This window comes from Nocardia sp. 2TAF39 (assembly GCF_052114905.1).
GTDB lineage: Bacteria > Actinomycetota > Actinomycetes > Mycobacteriales > Mycobacteriaceae > Nocardia.
In genome coordinates, this window is record NZ_JBFRFQ010000068.1 from 1 (window position 1) to 26,989 (window position 26,989).

The following is a 26,989-nucleotide window of genomic DNA, read 5'->3' on the forward strand; positions in this document are numbered from 1 at the left end:
CATGGAAAAGCGGGCCTCCTCCGAACGAAAGAGCTGGTCAGGTGTGGTAACCACCAGCTTCGGAGGAGGCCCGCCCTTCACGGCGGAGCCACACGGGACAAATGGGAATTTCGATGAGCGTCAGTGGGGAAATTCAGCGAGCGCCGTCATCGGGTGGCCATCTTTCCGGTAAACGTGCCGGTGCGTGCGGCATCCTCTGGCGAGAGGTGCAAATCCCGTACAGCTGTGTTGAAGCTGACGAGGTTGTCGGACGGCCCGAGTCCGGGTGACCACCAACCCTTGATGGCCCGCACCTGATCGCCGATGCTGTCCATCAAGCGACCGAACATCACATTTCCAGCGGGCGTGCGGTCCGTCGCATGCACCAGGAAATGTAGAACGCCGTCAGGGTCGACCGAGCCGGCTATCCCTTCGAAGTCGGCATCCCTGTACGTTGTAGAGCTGTACGGGTTGGGGTACCTGGCTATCGGGGCATACTCTCTTTGCCGGGATATTTCCTTCATGGCTCCGCGGTGCCAATCACCAAAGCCGAGTTGTTCAAATTTTTGCCGTAACGCAGCAAACTGGGTCCGGACCGCGTCGATCTCCGATCGGACCATGGTCTCGGGGAATGCGAAGAAGGGTTCCCGATCGGAAAATATGAGATATCGGTCGAGCGGACAAGTGCCTCGCGTAGCGGTTGAATGTCAGCTGTAGCTGTGATTTCAGTGGCGCTGTCCTTTGTTGTCGCTCCATCACCGCCACCGGCGCCCGCCTCGAGAACCCGACGCTTATCCTCCAGGTCGGCCTCTTGTCGCTGCCATCGCTGCTATACACGGCGGCGGGCACCGACCCGGACATTGGCGAATTCCGGGGGCAGCTCGGCATGTTGTTGGTCCTCGACGTAAGGATCCACCGGGCCGAAGCGGCCGAAGGTCATGCACTTGACCGCTGCCACGCCTTCCGGGGCGGACTGCATCCAGATGTCGAACGGAATGTCCTTACCGAATTCGTGGACGATCACCGCGCCGGCCTTGTTGCGTTTGATGTTCACCGCATGGGCCCATTGTGGGGATTGATCGTCGACGCCTTCGAAGATCAGCACCGCGACCACCGATCCGCCGTGCAGGTCAACGTGGTGGCGGGCATCGGTCAGCGAAGTCAGGTTATCGTCCCAGTTCGCACCGACCACTCGCGTGGCATTGCTCAGCAGCACGCCTCCCGAGCCCGCCGGGACTGCGAGCCTCTGCGGTGGCATGGCGGACGTGGTGCCCCAGGCGTCGCGGCCGGATTCCAGGAGGCATTCCTTGTCGCCGTGGCCCCAGAGGTGTTCGCCCAGGCCGCCGTCCGGACGGCGGTAGGCCACCGTGCCGAGCCCGGTGCCGTCGGCATCGGCGACCCGCTCGACGATCGTGGCCGCAGCGGTGGCCAACGCTTGATCGAGGCGCTGGATTTCGTCGGCCAGGTTGGCGAAACGCTGTGCGGCATACTGGTGTTCGGCGCGGGTCAGCACCTCACTGGCCAGCTCGACCAAGGCTGGGTCGGTGACGAGCATACTGTGCGGCAGTCCTTGCAGGAGCTGCCGAACATGCATGTCGCTGAACGGCAACGGTACTTCATGCCCGTGCGCGCGCAACGCCGTGAGCAGAGCATTCAGCGCTTCGAGAGTCGCCGCCTGCGCCACATGTCGGCGGCCGGCCCGGGTGTCCAGCTCCGGGTGTTCGGCCAGCAGCTCGGCTTGTTGCTGCACATGCGTGTCGAGTCGGAGCGCGGTAGCGGCGAGGGATTCCACTACCCGCGGCGCGAGATCGCGGAATGACGCCAGCGAATCGAGCTCGAGTCGGACGGCGTTCCATCGCCCATGCTCCTCGGCGGTTTCCAGCAGCGCCCGCAGGCCCAGATACCGTTGTGCCAGATCGATTTCGGACCACTGCGGCTCGGTGATCGTCTCGAGCCGGGCACGCACTTGGGCTTCGGTCAGGTGCTCGGCGCGCACCCCCCACAACCGGGCCAATTCCCGGCGCACCTGGTTGCGTCGACGACGCAAATCCCCGACCGCTTCCGGCCCGGCGGACAGCAGGCCACTGTCCTGGCTGAACCGGGCCCGGTGCGCTTGCGCCAGTTCGGTGAAGCGTTGGGACTGTTCCCCGATTCGGGAGAACACCGTGGCCACCGCCTGATATGCCGAGTCGATACTGCGGACCCGGGCGTCGTCGGCGGCGAATCGGTGCACCACGGCCAACGCGGCATCCAGCTCGCCGATATGCGCCACCGCAGCGGCCGTGGCCTCGGTCGGGTTGCGCTGGGCCGCCGCGACCAGCTGGTCCAACCGCTGCTCATCCACAAATTCTTCGGAGCGACCGGCGGCGGTGAGGAATTCGGCTTCCGCCAGCGCTGTCATCCCGTGCAGACGCTGGAGCTCACCCGCCTGCAACCGATCCAGTGCGACCTGGAACCGGTCCAACCGTAGGTTGCCGTCGATCAAGCCCGCGCGGCGCAGCGCAGCCGCCGCGCGGGCGTCGGCCGCGTCTGCACCGAGCAGCGCGGCCTGCTCGCCGTGGTCCGGCGCCGGCTGCCGCAGGTGCGGTTCCCCGAGCAAAGCCACCAGCGCCTCATCCAGCAGCTCGCCGCATTCGCGTACCGCGGCATCGCGTTGCGCGACCCGGTCGAGCATGTCGAGCGCTTCGTGCAGATGCCGGAAACGGGTGACCATCCTGGCACGTTCGCGCAGCCAGAGCTGGTTTGAACCCTCCAGCAGGTCCGGCCAGTCCGGTGCCACGGCCTGCAGATCTTCCGGCGCGGCGGCTTCCAACTCTTCTGCCGACAGCGCCTCGGTGTCCAGCAGGTGGAAAGTCGACAGATCCTCCGCGAGCCGGTCGTGTTCGGCCTGCCACTTCGCCACCAGAGCCTTGCCCTGGCGCAGATCCGGCCCCAATGCGATGCCCTCGCCCAGATCCACCGGCCCACCGCGCACCGGGCGCAGCCCTACATTCAGTTTCTCGGCGCGCTCCAGATCCTGTGCCAGTTCTTCGATTCGGCGGGCTTCGGCGGCGAACTCGCGGAACTGTTCGAGTGCGCCCGGCCACTGCTCGGCCCGGTTGTAGTCGGATGACAGTCGCTCCCCCAGGGTGGCGATCAACCGAAGCCGTCGCTGCAGCCGCTCGAACCGACCAACGGTAGCCAGCGGCAACTGCACCCGACGGAATTCCTCGATCACGGCCCGCTGGGCCGCGGTCAGCTCCGTGCGCGCATCCAGGTCCGCCAGCACCTGTTCGACCACGTCCCCATCGCGCAGATCGACGGATGGGGCATCGGGAACCGCGTAGGCCACCGCCCGCCACAGCTGATTACGTCGAGCGACTGCCGCTGCACGCTGCGGGGAATCCGCGGGCAGCAGGTCGCCTCGGTCCCAGCCGAGCGGGTCGAGCTGCAGGCCGAGCAAACCTTGCAGGTTGCGCACCCCGTGCGAGTAGTAATCGTCGCGCAGCCACTCCAGCGCCCGGCCCAGATCGGACTCCGTCGGGTGCAATCGGTTCGGGTCGGCGTCCTGGCCGTCGCGCCCGCCGGGTGGGCGCACCACACTGCGGTAGTCGCTGAGCCGCTGGTCACTCCAGGCCGCCCAGGCCACCGCGGCGCCGGCATCGTCGGCGATGATCTCGACGACCGGCATGTCGACGCCGTAGACCTCGGCGGCATAGGCACGCGATGTCAGTAGGCCCACCAGGTCGCGGGCCAGCTGGCCCGGGTCACGGCCCTGCCACACCACCACCGCGGTGTCGCTGCCCTGCGCGGCGTACTGCCGGTGGGTCTCGATTGCCTGCTCGATGCCCGCCCGGAACATCGCCGGCCCCTGGATGCCGGACACCACCACCACGATCCGCTGTGCGGGCACCCGTGTTGCGACCGGATCGATATGTCCGACAACGACAAACGGGTTACCCCGGTGCGACGGCAGGTCCCAGGACAGGGCCGTCACCGGGGTCGGCGAAGGCTGCTCGAACTCGGTGTCGGGGCCTTGCTCGTCGAATTCCGCGGTCGGCTCGGTTCGGTCGAGTTCCGCGGCGACCCGCTCCCTGGCGCGGTCCAGTTCCCGGTGCATCTGCTGTTGTTCGTCGGTGCCGCCGCCGCGGGCCAGCAGCAATTCGATCGCCGCGTCCCGTTCCCGGGGACCCACGCCATGGAGGTCGAAAATCCGCTCCGGCAACGCCAGCACCAACGCCTCGGTCTGCTCGGGCTCCAGGTCGTACCACCACTGCATCACCGCGGCCGGGGAACGGTTCAGGCCCAAGGCATTCCAAGACTGCTGTGCGATTTCCCGCTGTTCCTCGGTTGCGACGGCCGCCGACCGTCGGGGACGCGGCCTGGCCGAATCGTTGTCGTCACCCAGCCGCCGATTGTGGTTGATCCCTTCGGCGAAACCGTCATGTTCGTGAGCGAAGAACACGACACCGTAACCGTCACCGGTGGTGACGGTTTCCACGTGCTGCGGATCGGCGTCGGGGAATCGGACCTGTCGGGTCCGATTGTTCGCGGCGACCAGCTGAGCCACCGCGACCGCGTCGGTCTGGATGCCGACATGCTGGTCGGCGAAACGCGGACGGGTGTGCTCGGCATCGTCGTAGCGGCCGACCAGCACCACGGCCACCCGCGTACCGCCCTGACTTTCCGCCGCCAGCAGATCCACCGCCGCCGACATCAGCTCTCGCACCTCGGCCCGGCTGGTAGCGGTTTCCGGCACGAAGTAGATCACTCGGTCCGCGGTGGCCGGATCGCCGAGCTCGAAGACGAACCGCCCATGCGGACCCGTGTCGACCGGATCCCCGAAGGACACCAACCGCGCCGGTTGCCCGGTGTGCTGCCGGGCGCCGACATCGGCGCTGTCGGACGCCTCCTGCACGACAGCCAATTCATTCGACCGATCCCGTTGCGAGGCAGTCAGCTCCACACCGGCCAGCTCGGCTTGCTCGGCGCTGATAGCGGCCCGGTTGAGGACATCGACGGTCACCGCATCGACACCCACCGTCTTGCGCAACACGTCCGGATGGTGTGCCACCAAGGTGGCCTGCACCGTCGCCCGTTCCACCTCGGAACTACCGCCGTACCACAGTAAAACGTTGTCCTCAGCGCGGGTTCGGGCGGCCGGGACCACGGATTCGGCCACCGGGGTCGGATCGGGTAGCAGCATTTCGTCGACGCCACCCATCCCGAGCCGGTGCAGTGCGGCGGCCAGCACCGCAGGGTCCGGCGGTGGGTCACTGTCGGCGTTCGGAGCGGCGCGGTGTCCGACCCACTCCGGGAAGCCGACCCCGATATCGCCGTCCGGGCCGACATTGGCAGGCAGCGGCAAGCGTGGTTTCTTGTCCGCACCGAAGACGATGCCCGCGAATCCTACGGCGCCGACCGGCGGTACCCATTGCGCGAACGGGACATGCACGATCTCCTCGCCGACGCCCTCGTACACCCATACCGCGCCGTCTTCCGGGTTCTTGTACACCACGAACAGGTGACCGCCCGCGGCACCACCGAAATTGGCGGCGCCGTAGACCACTTCGCCGTCGGCGGCCAGATCGGCCATCTGCTGCAAGGTGCGGAAGCGCTGCCATTTGCCGCGGGCGGCCTTCGCGATCTCCCACCCGGTCATCCCCTTCGCCCGGATGGGCGCATCCTGTGACGACGGAATATCCACCGGCAGCCCGAGCTGTTCACCACCGAACCGGAACGCCACCGGGCCGCAGATATAAGGCAACTGCGGTTGCGACAACCCCCCACTGGTTCGAGTCAGCTGCCAATCATCCGAGCGCACCGAACTGTGCCACGACGTCCCATCCGTCGGTGCCGCAAACCGGCGTCGGCTGCTCGGCTCATCGTCCGCGGACAGTATCGTGGCCACCGCGGCGAGCGCCTGGCGTTCGAGCCGCTCGACCTCCCGGAGCCGCTTGCCCAACCGAGCCGCGGTTTGTATCCGGTCCAGGCCCAGTTGGAAACGCTGGGTGAACACCTCGCGCTGGGCTCGAGAATCCAGTTGCACCACACAGTCGGCCACCGCCACCGGCGGAGCCGCAGCCACCACGGCCAGCATCTCATCCAACGCCGCGACCTCGGCGCCGGCCAGCACCTCGGTCAGCCGCTGGTTGGCGGCGAACAACCGACTGTCACCGGTGCGCAGTGCGATCCCCGCCGCAGCCGCAGCCTCGGGCCGGGTGTGGCCGGTCACCGTGCGCAGGTGGATGATCTGCTGTTGCTCCGGACTCAACCGCCGGGCGAAGCGGGCCAGCACGTCGAGGTGCTGCGGCCACACCTGGTGCAGCCAGCCGGCATCGTCGATCCCCTCCGGACGCGGCACACCGGCCAACAGCTCGAGCACCCGGGGAACCATCTGCTCGTGCAGCACCCACACCGCTGCCGGGCCGTAGCCGATTTCCGCAGCGATCTCGGGAACCGACCCGCTGCGCACGATCATCAGCTGGGCCTGTGCCGGGTCGTCCTCGGTCCGCTGAGCACTGGCCACCGGTTCGGCGGGCACCTCGTCGACCGGGGTGAGCGCCGCGGCCGGCGTTCCGGCGAACATCTCTGCCGCAGATTTCGCCACCGGCGTTTCGGCGGGCACATCCACTGCCGCAGCGGGTTCCGCCGCGATCCGGTCGTGCACCGCCCGGACAAACCTGGCCACCGCCGCGGTTTCCAGCGCCCGAATCTTCGCGGGGGTCAGCGGGCGCATCGCCGCGGCCACTGCTTCGACCCCCATGCCTTCGCGGTAGCGATGCTGCAGCACCCGCAGCTCGGTCTGGGGAACCTTCCGCAGCGCCGCGCGCAGCACCCGCACGTCCACATTCGCCGCCACCCCACTGGCTACCGCCGCGCGCCGCAACCGGTCCCACCACCGATGCTCGCCGACAACCTGCCCTACCAGCTTGCCCCACAAGACGCCGGGATTGCGTTGCTCCGCAGGCGCGGCGGCTTCGAACTCGGCGAACACCTCGTCCGCCAACCGCGCTGCCAGCACCGGATCACCGGTCTGCTGCACCAACCGAGCCAGTACCCGCGACCAGAAATCGTCGCGGATCGCCGCGGCTGCTATCTCGCGGGCCTGCGCCAAGCCGATGTCGTCTCCGAGCTCTGCGGTCTGCACCGCTACCGCTTCTTCGATGGACGGGGCCGGAGGTGCCGGTGTCCCCCCGCGTGGTGGCGGACCGGGTTCAGGTCTTCCACCACCATCGTCGTCGGTTCCGCGCACGGTGAACCAGGTCGACCGCCGGCCGTCGGCGCGGACCTCGACACCCGCGTCGTCGACGCCTGTCAGTCCGGCCAAATTGTGGGGACCAGTGTTGTTCTCGAGCAGCTCCACCCGGATCGCGCCGGTGCGATCGGTTGCCGTCAGGGTGATCCGAACCTCGCCGGTGTCCGCGTTCGCCGCCTCCGGGGTCAACGCGCGCAGTGCCGCACTTGCGGTTGCGATCCGTTCCGGGGTGCCCCAACTGGTTTCGGTCAACCGTTCGGTCAGCCAGCTGCCCGCGATCTGGGCCCCGTTCTGGGGACCATCCGGGTCGTCCTCGTCGTAGCGGTCGTCCGGATCCGCCCCATCTGTCTCGAATACCAGCTCGGCCTGCCAACCATCCTCGGCCGGGGTCCAATTCGTCGTCCGGAAGGGATGTTCGGTCGAGGCGATGTCCCGCGTCGGTCCGGCACCACCGAGGTAATACTCTTCGAATTCGATGCGGTGCCCCGGGAACCGGTCGAGCATCGCGGATTCGAGCAGTCGCCGAATTATGTGGAAGTCGCCGTCCGTCAACGGCGGATGGGTGTAGACGACGAAGACCTGGACGTAAGATCCTGGGTAAATGCTGTAGACAATCTTGAATTCCGCGGTGCAATCGTTCAATGCGACACGGATCAGTGGTGTCGGCATTACCGACTTGATTTCCTCGTGCCAGAGGCCTTTCGCCTCGACCGCATGCAGCACCAGAGCGGCGCTGCCGGGTCCACTGTCATCCGCGGTCACTGCCACTGCGGCGGACTGCTGACCCGATTCGCCGACACCGGTCACCACCCCGGCGGTCTCGTCCTCCGACCGCGGTTCTCGCGACCACGGGTCGACAGCGACTCCTACCAGGTCACGTCGGACCAGCGTCGCGGTCGCCACGGGCGGGATGGGCAGGTCCGGCCGTGCCTGCGCCCCGCGCGACGGGCCGGGCGGATCCAGGACCTGCTGATCGAACGGCGGTCGGTGGCCATTCTCCGGATCTTCCGGAATATCTCCCGATTCGTGCGGACCCCGACCGAAGTGCAGGTCGGCTGGGAATGCCCGCCGCCGCCAGCCGGGAACGGTCGGGAATTTCACCGCGGCGTTGTCCTCGAATACTGCTGCCCACAATCTGGTCACCCCGGCCGGCTGGCGGCCCGGCACGAAATTTTTCTTGCGGCCGTTTTCCGACACCATGATCCGCCCGCCACCAACGTGCACCAGCGTCAGCGCATGACCCATTCCGATGCCGTCGTACTCCTCGAATACCACGGCTGTCGCTCCGGCTTTACGGCTTTTCAGCTCCTCGGCGACGGCCTGCCTGCTTCGGAACTCGACCGGACGATGCCCGCGCAGTGCTTTGACGATGCGATCCCCGGACACCCCTGCCGCGGTAACTTCGCCGAGCTTTCGCCAATTCACCAGGTCCGGGCCCTGTTCCCGCTCCAACTGGACGAAAGCCTCCGGGACACACCCGTTCAGCGCGAGGTGACCACCGCCCTTGGGCGCCGTTGATCGGAACAGTTCCCTGGCCAACGGTCGCAACAACCGACTTTGCAGGTTGTAGGCCAGACTCTTGCTGATCCGCATCACCTGGATGGTCTGCTCGACCGTCAAACCCGACAGCAACCGCAGCGTGAGGTATTCCCGGTTTCGAGCAGGCAGTTGGGCAATCAGCTTCGCTACTACCCCCCGCCGGGTTGCTACGGCAGTGCGGACGAGCTCCCATACGGTGGACAGCGAAGCGTTGTCCACCGACAGCTGCGCCGCCAAACCGCGTAGCGCCCGCTTCTGCAGATCGTCGACCCCATGCCGGCCCGCACCCATGGCCTCGCGGGTCGATGCCGAATCCATCCCGTCCAGCAACCGAAGTCCGGCGAATAACTGCAGCCGCTCGGGCATGTTCGCGATCAAGTCCAATACCAGCTGACGCCGGTTTTCCAACGCGTCTTCGACGACCGCCCATGCCTCACCCATCCGGATTTCCCCACCGGGCAGTACCCGGTGCACAGTGGGTCGGAGGTCAGCTTCGCGCGCAACAGATTTCGCCAACGTAAGAATAGTTCGCTGCTGCAGAGTGTGGACAGCTTGCTGTCCCGAATCCGTCTCGGCGATAACCTGTTCGACCGTGTATCCCGCCAGCAGCCTCAGTTCAGCGAAGGTTTTCTGAGCCGGCGGCAAATCCGCGATTCGATCCAGCACAGTAGCCAGCCGGAACTCCAACGCATTCTCGACGATCGCCCAAGCCTGCCCCATCGACATCCCCGCAGCAGGCTGCTCGATCGGCTCGGCGGGGTCCGTCGTAGTCTCGGCCTCGGCCGGATCGGACTCCGACTCGCCGAGCAACGCCCGCCCCAACCTGGCCGCAAGCCGTCGCAGCCGCATCGACACCAGGGGAAATTCGGAATCAGTCCCCGACCACCCGGCCGGTGATTCGCCGGTCAGGAAATACCGTCTCAGCTCCGGCGCAACACGGGAAAAGCCCCTGAGCAGGTCCACCAACCCCCGGGCATCCGCCTCGAGCAGCGCCGTGCGGCGCGGATCCACCTCGGACACATGTTTTCCGGCTGAGAAAGCGGCCAGAATCCGCTGCTTGACATGCTCGGCGTGCACTGCCTCGTAGTTGCTGTCGAACACCCGATGAGTCACTGCGAGCAGTGACTTCTCGGAGTCGATATCCGGGTTCACCCGAGCCTTCTCGAACACTTCCTGGGTCAACGCACGAGCCATCGTCGGCAACTGGGTCAGCTGTACCAATCGCCGGTACACCGTGGCCTCGAACCGCCCACGCAACCGACCGAAAGCCTGCACCTGCGCATCGCCCGCCGAATCCGGAGCAGGAAGATCCGTTGCTTCATCCTCGACGGCATCGGAACGGAGATACGAAGCGGTACCGTCGGTCGGCTGCTGCGGAAGCGCGACTGCCGCAGTCTCCCGGGTAGCCTCATCGCGCACCGAGTCCGTGGTCTGCTCCGCAAGTGCATCCGCGTGATACCCCAGCTCCGCAGCGGCCCGTCGGATGTGTCGCACCGTCGATTCCTGCACCGCAGGGTCACCGTGCAGGGCCCGAGACACCACCCACAGGCTCACCCCGGCTCGGAGCGCTACATCCGCCTGAGTGACCGAGCGCCCGACCTTCTGGTACCCGAGCTCCTTGACCGCGACCCACACCCGCTTCGCCAGTTCCGGGGTGACCTTGGGGTCGCCCTTCAACACCCGATTCACCACAGCCTGGCTGACTCCGGCCACCGCGGCCAATTGTGCCTGCGTCACCGGGTTCTTCCGGCGGAAGTCCACCCGCTGCTCACTCTGACCGGGTAGCTGGCGAGCGGCAACCGTCAGGTCTTTCTTGTGTGCGGTCTCGATCGCGGCCAGATCGTTTTCGCGCCGCTGCGGCTGCTCCGGTTCGACAGCGTCGCGAATAGTTGCCACCGGCGGCCTTACCTCGGGCAGATCCGCCGCCGCAGTGGCGTCGAGAACCACCGCCGGGCGGGCACGGGTCATACCGAGCCGCTGCGCTGCCGCCTGCACCCGCCGGTGCGCCGCCGGGTCGGCCTGGTCGTCGCGGCCTTGGAAGATCAGTTCGGCGGCGGACTCGTCGACCCCCGCTTCACGCGCCACATCTGCCCATTCCGCGCGCCGCAGCTGTCCCGCTTCGGGGTAGCAGTCCCGCAGACCGGCAGGCAGTCGGCCGACCATTCCGCGGGCGAGCTCATTCAGCCTGTGGACAACCTCTTCTTCCGGCAACCGGAGCCGTCGCGCCATCTCCGCGTAGGTCGCACCCTCATCGAAAAACAGGGTGAAAAATGGCAATTCGTCGTAGCCGAGGTGCGCGATATGGGGTTCCAACACGGCTCGGTCGTGTTCGTGGACGGCTTCCAGCAGCAGAAACGCTTCCGCATCGGTCAGCTCGGAAACAGGGTCACCGGGATCGGTTGCGCCGGCGTCGAGCGTCGCGGTCAACTGCCGGATCGCGTTGTCCACCATCCGATCGACCGCGTCCGTGTCGACGTCCATGCCCAGCGATCGCGCGGCCGCGGCGAGCGCCTTGGGATGGGATTTCTCGGAACTGCCGATCACCGACAGCAGCACCGCGCGACGCGCGGGACTCAGTGCCGACAGCGCGCGGTGCAGCTCGTCGGCATCGGCCTGGGACAGCACCCAGCGCTGCGTATCGGTCGTCGCCATTGTTTCCAACGCTTGCCGCAGGCCGAATACCTGTTCGGATTCTTCTTGTCCATGCAGCAATTGCGTGACGACCGAGTCGACCCAACCGGATACATCCTGGCTCGCCGACAAGGTTCCGATGCCGTGCCGTATCCGCAGCAGCGCCTCGGCGACAACGGTGTCGATTACCGTCCGGTTGCCGGTGACACCGGCAACCCGCCGGTACACCGGATACCGGTGGCGCTCGACCAGCCGGTCCAGCGCGGCTTCGTCGCCCGCCCTGGCTGCGGCGGCCAACTTGCGGTTATCCGCGAAAGTTGCCTCGTCGACATCGGATTGGTAAACCCGCTCACCTTCGGTGACCGCTGGCATCGGAGTCGGGTCCGTATATCCCAGCAGGAAGGCCGTCGCGCGAATACGATCCGCACGCTCTTGGGTCAACGCCCGCAGTTTGCCCCGCAGCGCATCCGAGACCAAGGGCTGAGTCGTCCCGGCCGCACGTGCGACATCCGCCTGAGTGATCCGACCGCCACCGAGCTCCGGTTCGGCAGAACGTGACAACCCCAGCCGGGCCCGCAACAGCTCGGCCAGCGCAGAGGTAACACCGCGCCGGTCCTCGAGCAGGTCGACGGTGGTGAGCGTCGGCAGCTCATCCAGGCAGGCCCACAACGCAGGGAGGTCGTGGCGCAATGCCCAGCGGAGCATGGCAACCGCCGCCGGGTCGGCCTGATTCGATACTTCGGCAATCGCTTCCGGCAAGTCCGGATCGATGCCATCCGCGCCTTCCTGCGGACCGATGTCCGCTATGTCGGCCCGCGAATCCGGCGGGTCGGCGTCCGACCCGGGTTCCGGGCTTTGCGGCAGCTCAGGCCGGTGGCCGATCCGTCGGCCGGTCGGGCCGCGACCGGGGGTCGGAGTTCCGCCGTTCAGACGGGACTCCGGCTCACCGGCAGCGCCGAAAATGATCCCGTGCACCTCGCCGACTTCTTCGTCATCGGCACGCAGTACCCAGTCCCGCACCGCCTTGCCGTGCAGCAAACCACCCGCGGCGTTATCGAATACCACGACCTCGTCCAGGGTCAACCCCGATTCCGGGTGGCGGTCGAGATAATCCTGGGTCACCTTGAACACCACAAACGCATGCGCGCCGGTCGCACCGAAGTTCATCGTGCCCGCGATCAAGCCGTCGTGGTCCCGGACATGTTCGACAACCGCTTCCAATCCGGCGGTGCCGATGCCGAACGGGTTCTCAGCCCAATCGGCATCGAAGCCCATTGCGTATTCATCGCCGGTCATGCCGCGGGTAGCGACGGTGGGATCCATCAGTGGGTGGATCCCGTCGCCCGCGGCACCCAGGAAGTCCTGCGCCTGCATCTGTGCCAGCCGGCCACAGATCTGTTCCCCGGGGCTGTGCAGGTGCTCCGACCACAGCACCTGATCCGGAGCACGACGGATGTAGGTACTGGTGGTTTCATAATTCAGCTCGACAGCGGCCTTCATCACCGCCGCGGCCTCTCCTGGTGCCACCGACAAGTTCCGGATCACCCGGCTGGCCGTACCGATATTCACGCCGGCCCGACGAGCCACCTGTTCCAGGGTGGCTCGCGGTTTTTTCGCGCTCGATTTCTCGGTCGCGCCGTCGAAATCGAAATCAATCTGTTCGGCTGCCCTTCGCAGCCGCTTCATGGTCGCCAGCCGCGGTATCTGTTTACCCGCGAGGATGTCATGGATATCGCGTAGCCCCAGCCCGGACGCTTCCGAAAGATCCGTCAAAGTGACCCGCCGGGACAGATCTCCAGGCCGCGCTATTTCCCTGTCCCCCATCGGATAACCACGTCTCGCGGCGATTTCCCGCACCCGGAGCCGGGTCTGCTCTGCTATCCCCACCCTGCGGTCATGGACAGCTCGTTGCGCCGTCGTGATACTGACACCGGCCTCGTCCGCAATCTGGGCCAAGGTCACCGTCGGGGCATCCGGTCGGGACTGCACGGACTCTTGTTGCTCAACCTCGATCGGGTGCTGCGCTTGCTCGGTCTGTACTGCAGCCGCGATCTCGCGGACCCCACGGCGCAACATCGACTTCGTGGCGGTCTCACCGACCGGCATCAGTTCGCTCAGCCCGGTCCCCCGCACTCCGGCGAGGTAGCGCAACAGGATTGCCTGCTTCTCTCCCGCTGACAGCCGCTGTATACCGGCCCACATCTGACGCAGGCTGGCCCGAGACAGCGCCGAATAGGCATCGGCATTAGTCGCGTCTTCGGCGATGCTGACGCGGAATCGCCGGAATCCGTATCGGAACTGCTCGTATTCCAGTGTTTCCAACGCCAGCTGTACCGCGCGCGCACTCAGATCTGCGTCCGCCGGCTGCCCGATTGCCTCACGGCTCAGCTTCCGGAACGTTTTCCGCAGGACGTCCTCGATCAGCCCCGGCGGGTTCTGCTGCCCCTGTGCCCGCGGAGCCACCTGCGCCAGCACCATATTCCGATAGCGCAGGAACAACCGGCGCTGCCATTCCGCTCCGGCGCTGCCATCGGGTGTCGCGGGCGGTGCACCCCACAGCCCCAGCCGCTCGCCGTTCAGCTCCGGGAGCACCAGTTCCTCGTCGGCCGCCAAAGCGTCCAGCGGCTGCCTGGCGGCATCGAATTCCATGCCGAGCACCAGGTCGGCATGGAGTTCGTCCGGGTTGTGCTCCCACTCCTCGAACTTGACCCGCTGCACCAGGCCGGCGCGCCGTTCGAATACCCAGAGCTGCCCGGTGTCGTCCCGGTTCAGGACGAACAGGTGACCGATCCGCGCCTCGGCCCACTTCACCACGCCGTCGGTGGCGCCACCCTTGGGGATCCGCTCTGCCATCTCGGCCACCGAACCGAGTACCCGCGGTTTCGCGCCCCGCACCCGGGCGGCGAGCTCCAGGTCCAGTCCGTACTTGACCACGTCGGGGCCGAACGCGGGCAGCAAAGTGGGGTCGATCGGCAGGCCCAGTTCTTCTGCGCCGTAGCGCAATCCGTCCAGCGCGCAGTTGCCGAAGTCCTCCCGGACCATGTGCCGGTAGCCTGCCGTCCCCTCGCTGTCGACCGGGTCCGACTCGGGCAGGTCGGAATCGGCGTATTCCCGGTCCGGGAGGTCGGTTGCGCGGCGGAATACCGGAACGACCTCGTTTTCCTTGGTGACCGCCAAGACCTCGAGCAAGCCGGGGATCTGGTGTCTGCGCAGTGCGGCGTTGATCGCTTCCGGCGTGACGTCGGTATCGGCCAGGTTCACCATGATCCGGCCGGCCTGACGTTTGACCTCGACCTTGTAGTAGATGCCGTAGTGGATGGTGTCGACACTGTTCGAGATCGGCGAGTAGGTGTCGAAGATCCGGCCCTCGCCCGGTCCGATCCGCAGGTCCGGGTTGCGGGAGCCGGACACCTCCGGGTTCTGGAAGACCTCGAAACCGTGCTGGGCGAGAGCCTTTGCCGTCTGCTCCTCCAACAGCAGCCGCCGTGACTGGATCGGGTCGGTGACCGCATCCCGCGGGGTCGGGTTGCCAGCAGGTTGCGCGTCCGGGTCGGGTGCAACGGTGGGTTCGGTCGACCGCAGCGCCTCCTGAATCGCGGCCACCCGCTCGGCATAGGACACCGGTTCGGGCGCTTCCCGCGGCGGCGGCTTCGGCGCCTCGACCTGCTCGGCCGGGCGGGCTTGCTTCGACCGGGGTTGTTCTTGCTCTCGCTTGACCGCGGCGACGAGTTCGTCCAGGACGACCGGACCGACATCGGTCTTCCGGACCAGCCCCAGGCCACGCATGCCTGCCTTGAAGTCGTCCTCCTGCAGCGCGTAGACCCGCAGCCGCACTGCCTCGGCACCGACCGGGAAGGTTACGTTCTCCGCGCTCAGCTCGGTGGGCTCGTCGGCCACCAGACCAAGGTGGTTGGCGATCACCAACTGACGCAGCGCGGCCTCGAGGAGCTCCCGGTTTTCTTCGGGGGTCAGTGCCAGGTCAGGGTTGGCGTGCTCGGCCAGCGCGGCAGCGATCTGCGGGATCTGCTTGGAGCGCACCAGGATTGCACGTTCATCGCCGTTGCTGAGGGTCTGGTAGGAGACCGAGCTCAGCGCCGATTGCAACTCGGCGGGCAACCGCGGGGTCTCGGCAAGCTCGAACCCGATCTCGAAGGCGGGCTCGGTGCTGTCGAAGTCCGCCACCGCGGCGTCGGTGCCGGCTGGGTGCATGACGAGCACCCACATCCGCGCGGTCCGGGCGGGTTTGGTATCGGTCTGTTCCAACAGCACCGTCACCAGCCGGCCCTCGCCGGCGGCCCGCTCGACCACCCTGGCCAACTCCGGCCCGACGATATCGACCCTGGCGCTCGGCCAGTCCGCCAGCTGCTCGATGACCCACTGCCAGGCCTCCAGCGCCGGCGCCATCGCATCGGTCGGGTTCGGCGCCAGTACCTTCGCGACCCGGACGCCCTTCGACATACTGCCGTCGTCGGGTTCGACGACGGGGGTCAATACCGCCTGCAGCTGCGGGGACTGCCATTCGGCGGCCAGGTCGGCCTCGAGCAGCGCCAGCTCCTGCGCATGGTCGTGTAGCCGGTTCATGTGCAGGATCAGTCGCCGCAGTTCCTGGAACCGGGTGGCATCCGCGGCCAGGGCACTCCACTTCTCGCTGAACTCGGCGGCGGTCAGATCCCGGAGGCTCTGCTGCCGCGGCAGTGACACCGTGTCGGCATTCGGATCCGTTGGCTCGGCATCCGTCGGTTGCGCCACCCAACGCTGCGAGTCCGCGAGGTCGGGCACCCGCACGGTGGGTTCATGCGGAATCTTGCCCAACGTTTCGGCATTGGCGAAGGCCTGACGCGCCGCCTCCGGGTCAAGGGCTATCAGCGAAGCGGGCTTGGGCGCGGTGGATGCCTCCTCGAGCACGATCAAGGCATCGTCGAGCGGCATCGCCGGAGTCGGCGCCACGGCCTCCAATTGCGCATCGCTCAGGAAGATCGGGTCGTCCTCGGTCAAGGCCGATGGCTCGGGTACTTCCCCCCTGCCCAGCCGGCCGGCCAGCTCGAACCGAACTTGGTCACGCTCGGCGCGCAACCAGGCCATGAGATTCGCACTGATCGGGATCTGATCGGTCAGCAGGCCATAGTCCGCCAGCATCTCCGCGACCGTGCGGCCCCGGACCGGCTCCAGGCGCGGCGCTCGATTCCGCTGCGCCAGCAGGTCCGCGGCGATCGTATCGATGCGCGCGACCGCGTCCGCTACTCGTTGCAATTCTTCGACGGTGCCGGTGCCGCGGCGCGCCCGCTGGAAGGCGTCGAACAACCGGTGCTGCAGTGTCGACAGCCGCCGCGTCAATTCTTCGTGATGCTCGATCTCCTCGAGCCGAATCAGCAGCTCGAAAGGCTGATTCAGCTCGGCAGGCACCTCCCTGCCCGCGGCGGTCAACGATGCGACCAGCTGCTGCAGCTCTGCCGCGGTCGTCTCGCCCGCCGGGCGCGGCACAGCCAGCAGCTTCACCGCGGCCGCCCGCGCCGCCGCGAGCTCGGCGTGCAATCGGGTGCGCGTCGCCGAGCCGGAGCGCAGCAGTTGCGCGGTTGCCGGATCCGCGCTGCGCTCCTGCAGCACCATCATGCTGTGGCGGCGCAGCCCGACCACCGGCCGGATCGCACCGAGCCGTTCCGGGGCGGTCTTGTCCCGGTGCAGTGCATCGACCGCCGCCGCGACGATCAGGCCACGGGTGCGTTCGTCCAGCTCGGACAGTCCCGACCACGGCAGGTCCACCGCAACGTCCGGACCGGTAATCCGCACCGTCAACAGCGCACCGGCCGAGTCGACGACGGTGATCAGCCGCCCTCCGATGGGCGCCCGCGCCGGTCGCAGCCGGGTCCCGGGAAGACTCAGCGCTCCGTCGAGCACCCGGTTGATCTCCGCCCTGACGTTCGCATCGAGAGTGTCGAGCGCATCCGACACCGCCCGCACTCGGGCCTGCGCTTCGGCCCCACCCGGTATCACGACCGGCTCCGGCCTGCGGTGGCGTCCGGTCAACTCCAACCCGACCCGGAAGTCCGGCACCCCTTCCCCGCCAGCCTCCCCTTCCAGCGTGACATCCCCGGCGGCCATGGCGATGGGTTTGCCGTTGGCGTCGTGGGCCAGGGCGAGGAAGCCGGTCACCGCCGGGTCGGTGGGGTCGCCGACTTCCCGCAGCGGGCCGCGGATGCCCTTGCCCGGGTCTTCGAGGTGGACATCGCCATCCCGCCACACCAGCCGCAGCGCGTGGCCTTCGACGCCGGCGATCTCCTGACCGAAGCGGTCGAAGAGCAGGATGCCGACGCCCTCTTGCTGGTCCTCGCGCAAGGAGGCGACCAACTGGCGCAGGGCCTGCTCCGCATGCTGGTGTGGGTGTTGATCGCCGACCTGGAACCGGCGGCCCAGGGCCAGGGCCTCGGCAGGATCGTCCACGCCGGGCAGGCGGCGGACGATGTCGCTGACGTACATGCCGCCCAGGCCGACGTTGTCGGGCGCGTCGATGTCGGGGTTCTGCGCCTGCAGCAGCCGCAGCAGCAGCGGGCCACACTGGTTGGGCGCGACCGCGCGAGCCGTGGCCACCGCACTGGGCGAGTCTTCCGGCACCGCGTAGGAGGTCGTCTCGGCCTGTGGGCCGTGAATGTGGCTGATGTCCAGGCGAACCGGGCGGAAGCCGGTGAACCGGACGGCCGCGCGCGCCAGCTCCACAGTGGTCTGGGCGATGTGTTCGGGGTTGCGCGACAGGGCCCGGTAGAGCGTCGACTGGCTGATCCCGGCGAACCGGGCCACATGTGCCGCGGTAGCCCAGCGGCGACGGGCGACGCCGTAGACATGGCGCAGGTTGTCGGCATCCTCGAAGACGCGGGTGGGGACCCACTGCAACTCCTCGTGGACGTTCAGCTGCCGGTTGTAGCCGTCCCAGTCGACCTCGATGCCACCGGGAACCCACAGGTGCAGCCGTTCCCGGCCGGCGATTCGGCTGGCCGAGGACGGCGCGAGTGCCCACCGGCTGCCCGGCGCGACGGTCCGGGTGCGCCGCCAGGTGTCCGGGTTCGCTGCGGTGAGTTCGGTATCGACGGTCAGTCGATCGACCAGCAGCACAGCATTCGTGGTGCGGATGCGACCATCCGAGCCCGCGAACTGAGCACGGGCAGCCGTCTCGGTGTCGAAAACCAGACCTTCACGGGAACTTTCAGCACGGGCGACGGCATGCTTGGCTTCGTAGGAGAGACTGTCGAAGACCTCGGTGGACACCTCCGACGGTCCGAGTTCGGCCAATATCGTGCTCAGTCGCCCGATTTCGGCGCCCCAGCGCAGGTACTCCTGGAACTCCACCAGGACGCGGTGTTTCGCCTGGAAGTCCAGAGCGTGGTCTTCCAGCTCCTCGAACAACGCATCGACCCTGCGCGGCCCGAACGGCAGGGCGCGCACCTGATCCAACACCGCCGCCAGCCGGCCCTCTGTCAGGGTCTGCTCGGTCACACCGTCCAGGTCCGCCACCAAATACGGTGCCCACCTGCGAATCTGAGCAACCACCGCCAGCACCCGACGGGCCGCCACATCGCGTTCCTCATGGCCGGGTAGCGGCGTCCACAGCAGATCGTGGCCCGCGGTGTCGGCCGCCGCCTTGCGCTGCGCGGCGCGCTCGGTCAGCAGCCGATCCAGCTTCAGCGCGGTTGCGTGGGGGTTGGTGCGGTCGACCAGATCGACCAGCTCGGTCAGCCGCACGATTTTCCCGGCGAGCTTGCCCAGCAAGGTCACCGTCAGGTCATTGCCCATCGTGGCGAGATGGCTCAGCGGCGACTCCTTGCCGTTGCTGACCCAAAGCTTCGGCTTCGAGACACCGAGCAGCTCCGCCAGGCTCGGATCCCACCACTGCTTCGGGTCCGGCGGACTACCTTGCCAGGACCGCATCTCGAATCCCTGCTTCCGGGCGTGCTCGGCGTTGAGCTGCGAGCCCTGCTCCAGGGTGGTCTTGAACCACTCCGCCAACGCACCGAGCGGCCGCGTCTCGTGCACGGTCCGCCAGGCCTCGTCGTCCAGATACGACAGCATGGTGTCGACCCGGCCGAAGACGTCGCGCACCAGGTTCGGCCAGTGCAGGTGTAGCGGATCTATTCCCAACCGCCGGGCCAGGTCGTGGCGGTCCTGGTCCAGACGCGCCGCGGCATGCTCCCACGGAATGCCCAGTTCTTGCGCCAGCTCGTCGCGACGTTCGATCGCCTCGACCTGTGCCGCGGTCACCGGCTCCCGCTCCGGCGGAGCCTTGACGGCTCGGGGCCGGGTGCGCTCACCGGTCCCGGCCGGCGGATCGAAGTCGACGTCCAGTTCGCCGCTGCGTTCGTCGATCGCGATGGTTCGGACCGGTCCTTCGTACTGCGCGATAACGATCGTCAGCCGCCGATCGCCGGGTTCGCCGGTCACGGTGAAGACGATTTCGCCGCCAGTTCCCACCGCGGCGGCCAGGCCGCCGGTGTGCCGCACCATCGCAGCCAACACCCGATCGATCCCCTTCGGGTCCCACCAGTCCGGAATCAGATCCGGCAGCAGGTTCATCGCGAGTCCGACCCGGTCGGCCCGGCCCCGCGGCACCGTCACGGCGAGCGCGGTCCGGTCCGGGTATGCGCTCATCACCAACAGCGGCAACGAACCATCAGCCGCAGGTTCGACGAGTTCGATGAACTTCGGCACCGAGCCGTCCCAGTCGAGCACGCCGGGTTTCGCGGAACCCACCTGTGCCGCAGCGATGTGCTTGCTGTGCAGCAGCTTGCGCAACATTCCCCGGACGCGCCAACCCGGGCCGGCCCGTTCCACCCCGACCTGTTCGCCGGGCAGCTGCACTTCGTCGTTGCCCAGCAGGGTGCCGACCATCCCGCTGACCACTTCCTGCTGCGGCGCGGCAACCTGTTTCGGCCACGTGAACGACACCGTCGCCGAGATACACCCTCCCGGCGAGCCCACCATGCTTTCGATGGTGATCGCGGTGAAGCCATAGCCCTCACGGGCGAGCATCCGCCCGGTCCAGGTACCGCCCGCCGCCGTACGAAGCACCTCGTCCACGCCGACCAGGCCGCCGGCATCCTGCCACTGCCTGACCAGTTCGTTGAACTTCGCCAGCCCCGCGGTCTGCCCGACGTCGTCCGGAGTCCAAGTCACCCGGACCCCACGCACCCGGTCCCCGAAGTGCGCCATCATGTCATCGAACAACCGCTGCGCACTGGGCGTGTCATACCCGGCCCTGATTTGGAAAGTCAACACCCCATTGGCATCCAACTCGGCCGAAACCCGCTCGGCGCCACTGACATCAGAGAAGGTGTAGCGGTCGCTGCCAGCCGAGTGGCCGACCCCGAAGTCCTCGTCCACCGGCGCACCGATCGGGCCTTCGATGCCGACACTCGGGCGGTCGGCGAATTCGACCAGCGGCTCGAGTTCCTCGTCGAGTTCGAGGCCCTGGATCACCGCGTTACGGCCGGCGAAGCGCACCGCCCAGGCCGCGATCTGTTCGGGATCGATGATCCAACCCCCGTTGCGGCGGGCAAACGGGTCGGCGTTGTCGAACGCCACCACCTGTCCCACCCGCAGCTGCGGGTTCGCCGCCGCCAACGCCTGGGTAACCCGCATGAATCCGCCGGCATGCGCACCGATCTCGCCGTAGTCCGCTACCAGTGCAACCGCGCCGCGACCACCGTCGCGCACCGCAGCCAAGGCTGCGAGCACCCCGGCTGCACCCCGGCCGAACGGCTCCGCCCGCCACCCGGCCCGCCGACCCGCGGGCAGGTGGGCGGCCAGGTCCACGTCGGTCATACCGGCCAAAGCCAGCTGCCGATCGACCGGAATCGGTTCGATGCCATCGGCTTTCCGGGCACCGAGCAGCTGCTCGAACTTCAGCTGCAACTCGCCGCCGCAGATTCGGTTGTCGGCCAGATGCTCGGCAGCCCGGAGGTGGGATACCACCTGGTTGTTGTCGATGTCCGGCTGTGGCCGCTGATACGGCGCCGTGTCCGCCTGTTTACCATCGGTGGTCTCGTGGCCCCACTGCACGAGCAACTCGGCAATCGCCGTAGGCGAGAAGCCATGCGTCATCGCATGCACAATTCGGGACGGATGCGACAACGGCAGCTTACCGTTCGTCAAGCCCTCGAGCGCGCCCTCCGCGAAAGCCTCGGCGGTGTTGAGCTTCTTGAACAGCGCGGTAATCCGGCTCGACCGAAGCATTTTCAGGACGGCAGGAACCTGTTCTTCCTTGAAGCCGTATCCCGGAAGCTGCCGCACCCATTCCCGATAGCTCAGCTTCGGGTCGATCAGCCCTTCCCTGCGGAAGATCCGGTACGCCTTGCGCAACGCCGAGGCAAGGTCGCCGCTCTTCCGGCCGCCTTCGGACCGGTCCAGCACGTGGGTGAACTCGTGCACCACGGTCCGGTAGATCTCGTTGCCCGCCCACGGCGCGAACAAGTCGGAAACACTGGCAAAAAAACCGGGTTTTCCGGCCTCGAAAACCTGGGTGGCGGCCGGCTCCGGATGGACCAGCATTTCCCGACTGAGGGTAATCGTGCCGTAGGTTCCGACAGTGCCGGACGAATTCACTCCCCGGGTATCCGCTGTGCCGAGCAGCCCGCTGGAACTGACGATATGCACATCACGTAGATGGAACGCGGTGCCGTATTCGGCGATGCGGTCGCGCAGTGCACGATCGACGGACTCGAGCGCATGCACCGGAATCTCGTCATCGTCCCAGCCGTAAACCCTGATGTGGAATTCCTCGAAGAGCGCATCGACGATGCGCTTGCGCTGTTCTCGCGCACTCGGCTGCTGCCGCGGCTGGTCCCAACCGTCCAGGGGGGATCGCGGATACGGCGGCCGACTTCGGTCCGGTTGAGCGTGGAATGTCATCCACACCTCACCCCACTGCGTGATGCCACTTTCGACGCCGATTCCGGTGCCGATGCTGTTGTGGGTGACCGACCGCAGCACTTCACGGGTCAGCGGACCGACATCATTGCTGCCGTATCCGGCAAACCTCACACCGTCGCCGAACTCCGCTCCCCGGGCCATGGAAGATTCGACAGAGACATGCAGAGTCCGGTGACCGCGAGGTCCGGTCGCGGTCTTGACCAGGATCTTCACCGGCGGCACGGTGGGATCCGGCTTCCCGGACTGCTCGACCCACGTCCGATAGCGTTCCAAGTAGTCGAAAACATCGTGAGCGGCGTAGCGCACCAATTTGCGGGCGGCCTCGACCTGGTCTTCCGGCCAGTTGCGCGCTCGCAGCAGATCGGCTATCTGCGCCGCACCCGCGCTCACGCCGTCACGCATTCCCGGTCTGAGCAAAAGATCCAGTTCGAGTTCCCGCTCGCCCCGATATGCCTGTTCCACGATCTGGGCGTCTATCAACCCCTGTACCTGCGCCACGGGGTCGGCGCCGACGCGCAACGGGCCCAACAGCGCGGGCTGCGCGCCGATGGTGGCTTCCAGGCCGAATCCCGCGTTGTCGGGATCGAATTCTTCGGCGGCTTCCAGGTTTTCGGCGAATTCGAGGCCGAGAATCCGGGCGGCACCGCCGGTCCGCGCTGCCCAGGCAAGGATCGCCTCGTGACCGATGATCCAGCCACCGTTGGCGTCGTCGAACACCACCGTCTCGCCGAGACCGACCTCCCGCAGAGCCTGGTTCGCGGCGCGCAGCTTCTCGGTCACCTTCATCGCACCCGCGGCATGCGCACCGATCGTGCCGTGATCGGCCACGATCGCGACCGCACCCAGCCCGCCATTGCGCACCGCGTCCACCGCCGCGAGCAAGCCGGCCGCACCCCGACCGAACGGTTGTTCACGCCACCCCGCCTGCAGGCCGGTAGCGAATTCCGCGTCGGTCATCCCGTCCGTGGCCAGGCCCCGGCTCATGGCCACCGGGTCGATCCGGTCCCCGATCAGCTGTCGGAACTTCAGCTGCACCTCGCGACCACAGACCCGATTCGGCCCAGTCAGGTGCTGCTCCCATGCGGGGATACCCAGCATCTCCGCGCCGGTCGGGGTGAGCGGGACGGTCTCGATCCGCACCGAAGCCCCCGGCCGGTCCAGCTCCTGCAACTGCGCGGGGGCACTCGCCGGATCGGCCTCCGACACCGCCGCGTCGGCCTCCGACACCGTCCAACTCGTGAAGTTCCGGCGGGTGCGGACCCAGATGGTCAGCATGCGGTTGCCGGGCTCACCGGAGACCGCCACCTGCGCGCGACCGGCGGCAGCGGAGGCGACCGCACCGAGTTCCGCTTCCACTCCAGCCAAGGCCGCCGACAAGGCGGTAGGCGTGGTGGTCCAGTCCTGGGTCAGGGTCCGGACCACTTCCCGGGTCGCAGCAACGCGAGCGGGACGTTCGGCGTCCAGGTCGATACGCACGGCCGTTGTCGCGGGAGCATTCGAGTCGACCTGCACCTCCGCCACGACGCTGCCGGTGTCGGTGTGCAGCGGCAATCGTTCGGTGACGACTCCGGACTCGTCGGTGTCGCTGAGCACGCTTCCCGGGCGCAGTTCGCCTGCGGAGACGGCCAGAACGGCCTCCGTGGCTGATTCCAACATTCCCAGGTCGCCGTCTACAGCGCCGACGGCCGACGCAGGAACACCGCTCAGCACGGGAGCCACCGGGAGCTGATACCCCTCGCGGCTAGCCGGGAACTCGTCCGGCGACGGGTTCAGCTGGGCGTGCAATATGGCCGGATCGCCGTCCAGCACATAGGTCGACTCCGATGCCGGATTACCGTTTTCCGCAGTCCCGTCGCCTACTGCCGGAATCGGGTCCGGATCATCGCCCCGGCCGCCGCCGGCCCGATTCTGGAACAGCAGCGTTGTAGCCAGCACGGTCATGCCGAACGTCAGGCCGATAAGGCCAGGCGGCTTGCGGCGCGGCTCGGTCGGCGATTCGGCCGGTGCCTGCCCTGGGCCCGGCAGTGGGTAGCCGACGATCCGGGCCGCAAGGCGAACCCGCTGCTCCATGTTCGCGCTCACCGGCTGGCCATGGCGCACATTGGCGACCGATGTGGTCGTGCACCCGGCCACCCAGGCCGCCGCTTCTTGCGTCCCCGGCCCCGGAATCCGGTGGTGGCCCAGCTCTTCGGCGGCTGCCCGGATCCGCTGCTCGAGCTGAGCGGCGTCCGCCCCTTCCACGGTAGTCACCGGGCGGCCGGCGAGGAAGTTCGCGACCTGCTCGACCGGCACCTCCGCAGCAGTCGTCACCTGCTGTGCCACGGATGTCTTGGACTTCCCGAGCAGTCGCTGTATCTCCTGCAGCCCCTCCCGGACTTCGGCCGCGGTGAGCTCCGGCGCGGGCACCTCGACCGCACCGTCGCCGTGGTCGACCGCCGGCTCGGATACCGATTCGCCGATGCTGCTGCGCGCCAGACCGGTGAACATCGGCCCGGCACCGATCATCGCGGCCAGTCCGTCGAGCGAGGCCGGAGCCCAGTTCGCTGTTTCCTGGATCGCCTCGAAAACCTTGTCGCCATCCTGTGTTTCCAAGCCGATATGCCCGTCCAGGAACAGCCGGACCGTCGCGACGCTCACCTCGGCCGCCGCGGCCACCCGGGCCACCCGATCCCGGTTTCCGACCCCACCCAGGTCGGCGGGCCGCTCCCGGTAGCTCAGCTGCAGCATCGCGGCCAGCGCACGACGGTGCGACAGGTCGCGCACCGGCTGCTGCCGGGACACCACCTCTCGCACCGTCGCCACCGAAACCGCAGCCGCGGCAGCCACTTCCTGCGGCGTGGCATACGGGTACGGAGCCTTCGCCGCCTCCGGGTCCACCACGACCGTCGGCGGGAGGCTCAGCCCGTGCTGCTGTGCTGCCTCGGTGACCGCCGCGGCGATCTCCGGTTGCACCGCAATGCCTTTCTGCACGCACAGCACCGTGCCCACCGGCACCCCGGCGTCCACCGCCACCGCCTGCCACAGCGGCAGTTGCGGCGGCACCTGGTCGTAGCCGCTGTTCTCGGCCTGCAGCGCTGCCGCGGAATCCGTCGCCCGGTCGGCCTGGTCCTGTGGTGCGGAGTCCGGACTGATCACAACTTCGGCGTTGCGCGCAGCAGCAGCATCCGCAGTGGACTGCCGCGGATCCGGCGGTAGCGGATCCGGCGCAGGTTCTTCTCCCAGCAGCTGACGCACCCGTTCCAGCACCTTCGGGATCACCGGATCGGCGAGAACCGGCTGCTGCGATCCCGCGGAAGCATCGGAGCCGCGCTGCAGCCTACGCTCCGCTACTTCCACCTTCCTGGCCTCATGGCGGACACTTCGCCAGGGCTTCTTCCGGCCGATCGTGGCTCGGAACTCATCGCTGGTCATGCCGTCCGGAGCTGCTGCCTTCAAATCACCCAGCTGCTGTGAAAGCTCACGCAACCGGTCACGGTTGTCCTCCGACAGCGGTGATTGCGCTGCCCCATCCGGACCGAGCACGAAGGTCGAAATTTCTGCCAGTTCACCGCTCGGTACCGGCGGAAAATCGTCGATAACTACACCGGCATTGCTGATCACGATCGGATACCCGCCCAGGGAGACAATCAGATTGGTATGACCACCCCAGGGCTCGGAATAACTTTCACCCTCGTACACCATTCCATTCTCGGGAATAATCGTTCGCAATTCCGAATAATCCTCGACCAACTTCTCGCGGGCACCAAGCGCTGCCGATGCCTCGAAGTCATAGGTACCCGAAAGCGAGGTATCGCGTTCCACCAGTTGGATATTCGGATTTCCAGTGAGCGCCGCCACCGCCATAATCGCCATGGCACCGCACGGATCTTCGGACACCTCGATCGGATCGACCGACTCTGGGCCCGGTCGGTGCTTCGACAGTCCCGCTTCCAGTCGCCGATCGGCTCGTTTCAGGTCTCTTTCCGCCTGCTCGACCGCTTTCCGCAGCCGCGTCAGCTCGGCAGTCGACTCCGAATCCCGCCGATCCAGCGCTTCGGAGATCTCTCGCGCTCGGGCCTGCACCAAGCGGTGCACCAACGCCGCCTGCCACCAGGCTCCGTCGAGCCGGGTCAACTCGGCAATCTTCGTCGAGATCTGCTCATGGCGAGCCAGCACCTCGCGGAGCTCAGCCGCCTCCTTCGCTTCCCGTCCTCGCCCGTCTGCGAGCACACCAAGCTCGGTGATCACCGGTTCCCGATACTCCGGGCGTAGCCGCTGATCCGGCAAGTCCAAAAACTTTGCAAGTATACGAGCCCGCCGCCATGCATTGCCGCCCTCGACATGAACGGCATACAACCGTTGCACCTGGGATCGCCGAGCGGCGGAATTTGTCTGTTCCATGGGGGACGCGACAAACCCATCCGGTTCGATCGGATCCAGCATGGAACCGTCGGCGTGCGCGGAGGTTTCGTCTCCCTCCTCCCGGCCCTGTCGAGCACCGTCGTCCGGTTGCGACGCAGAACTTTCACCAGTCGCTGGTCTTCTACGTCCGACCTTGACCTCCTCTACCGCCGCCGCCACGTCGGCACCCAGCAGCTGCGCCACATGAGCGGGCAGCGCCCCGTCGGGGCGTACCGGCACATCCGCGGACTCCCGCCCGGTCACCGTCACCCCCAGAACCGTCAGCGGGTCCTGCACCGAAACCCAAAC

Annotated in this window: 2 protein-coding genes; both read right to left on the reverse strand. The window is 67.3% G+C overall.

The genetic code is table 11. The annotated features are described in order from the left end of the window. Window positions 1-146 precede the first annotated feature (146 nt). Complete coding sequence (locus AB4Z47_RS28615; protein ID WP_441955465.1) at window positions 147-599, reverse strand: hypothetical protein; 453 nt, start codon at window positions 597-599, stop codon at window positions 147-149. Window positions 600-808: 209 nt separating this feature from the next. Beyond that, window positions 809-26,950, reverse strand: a complete 26,142-nt coding sequence (locus AB4Z47_RS28620; protein ID WP_441955467.1) for a LacI family DNA-binding transcriptional regulator — start codon at window positions 26,948-26,950, stop codon at window positions 809-811. Between the last annotated feature and the right edge of the window lie 39 nt (window positions 26,951-26,989).

Coding starts and splice junctions, on each gene's coding strand:
- AB4Z47_RS28615 (WP_441955465.1), bottom strand. CDS start 599: ATGGTCCGATCGGAGATCGACGCGGTCCGGACCCAGTTTGCTGCGTTA.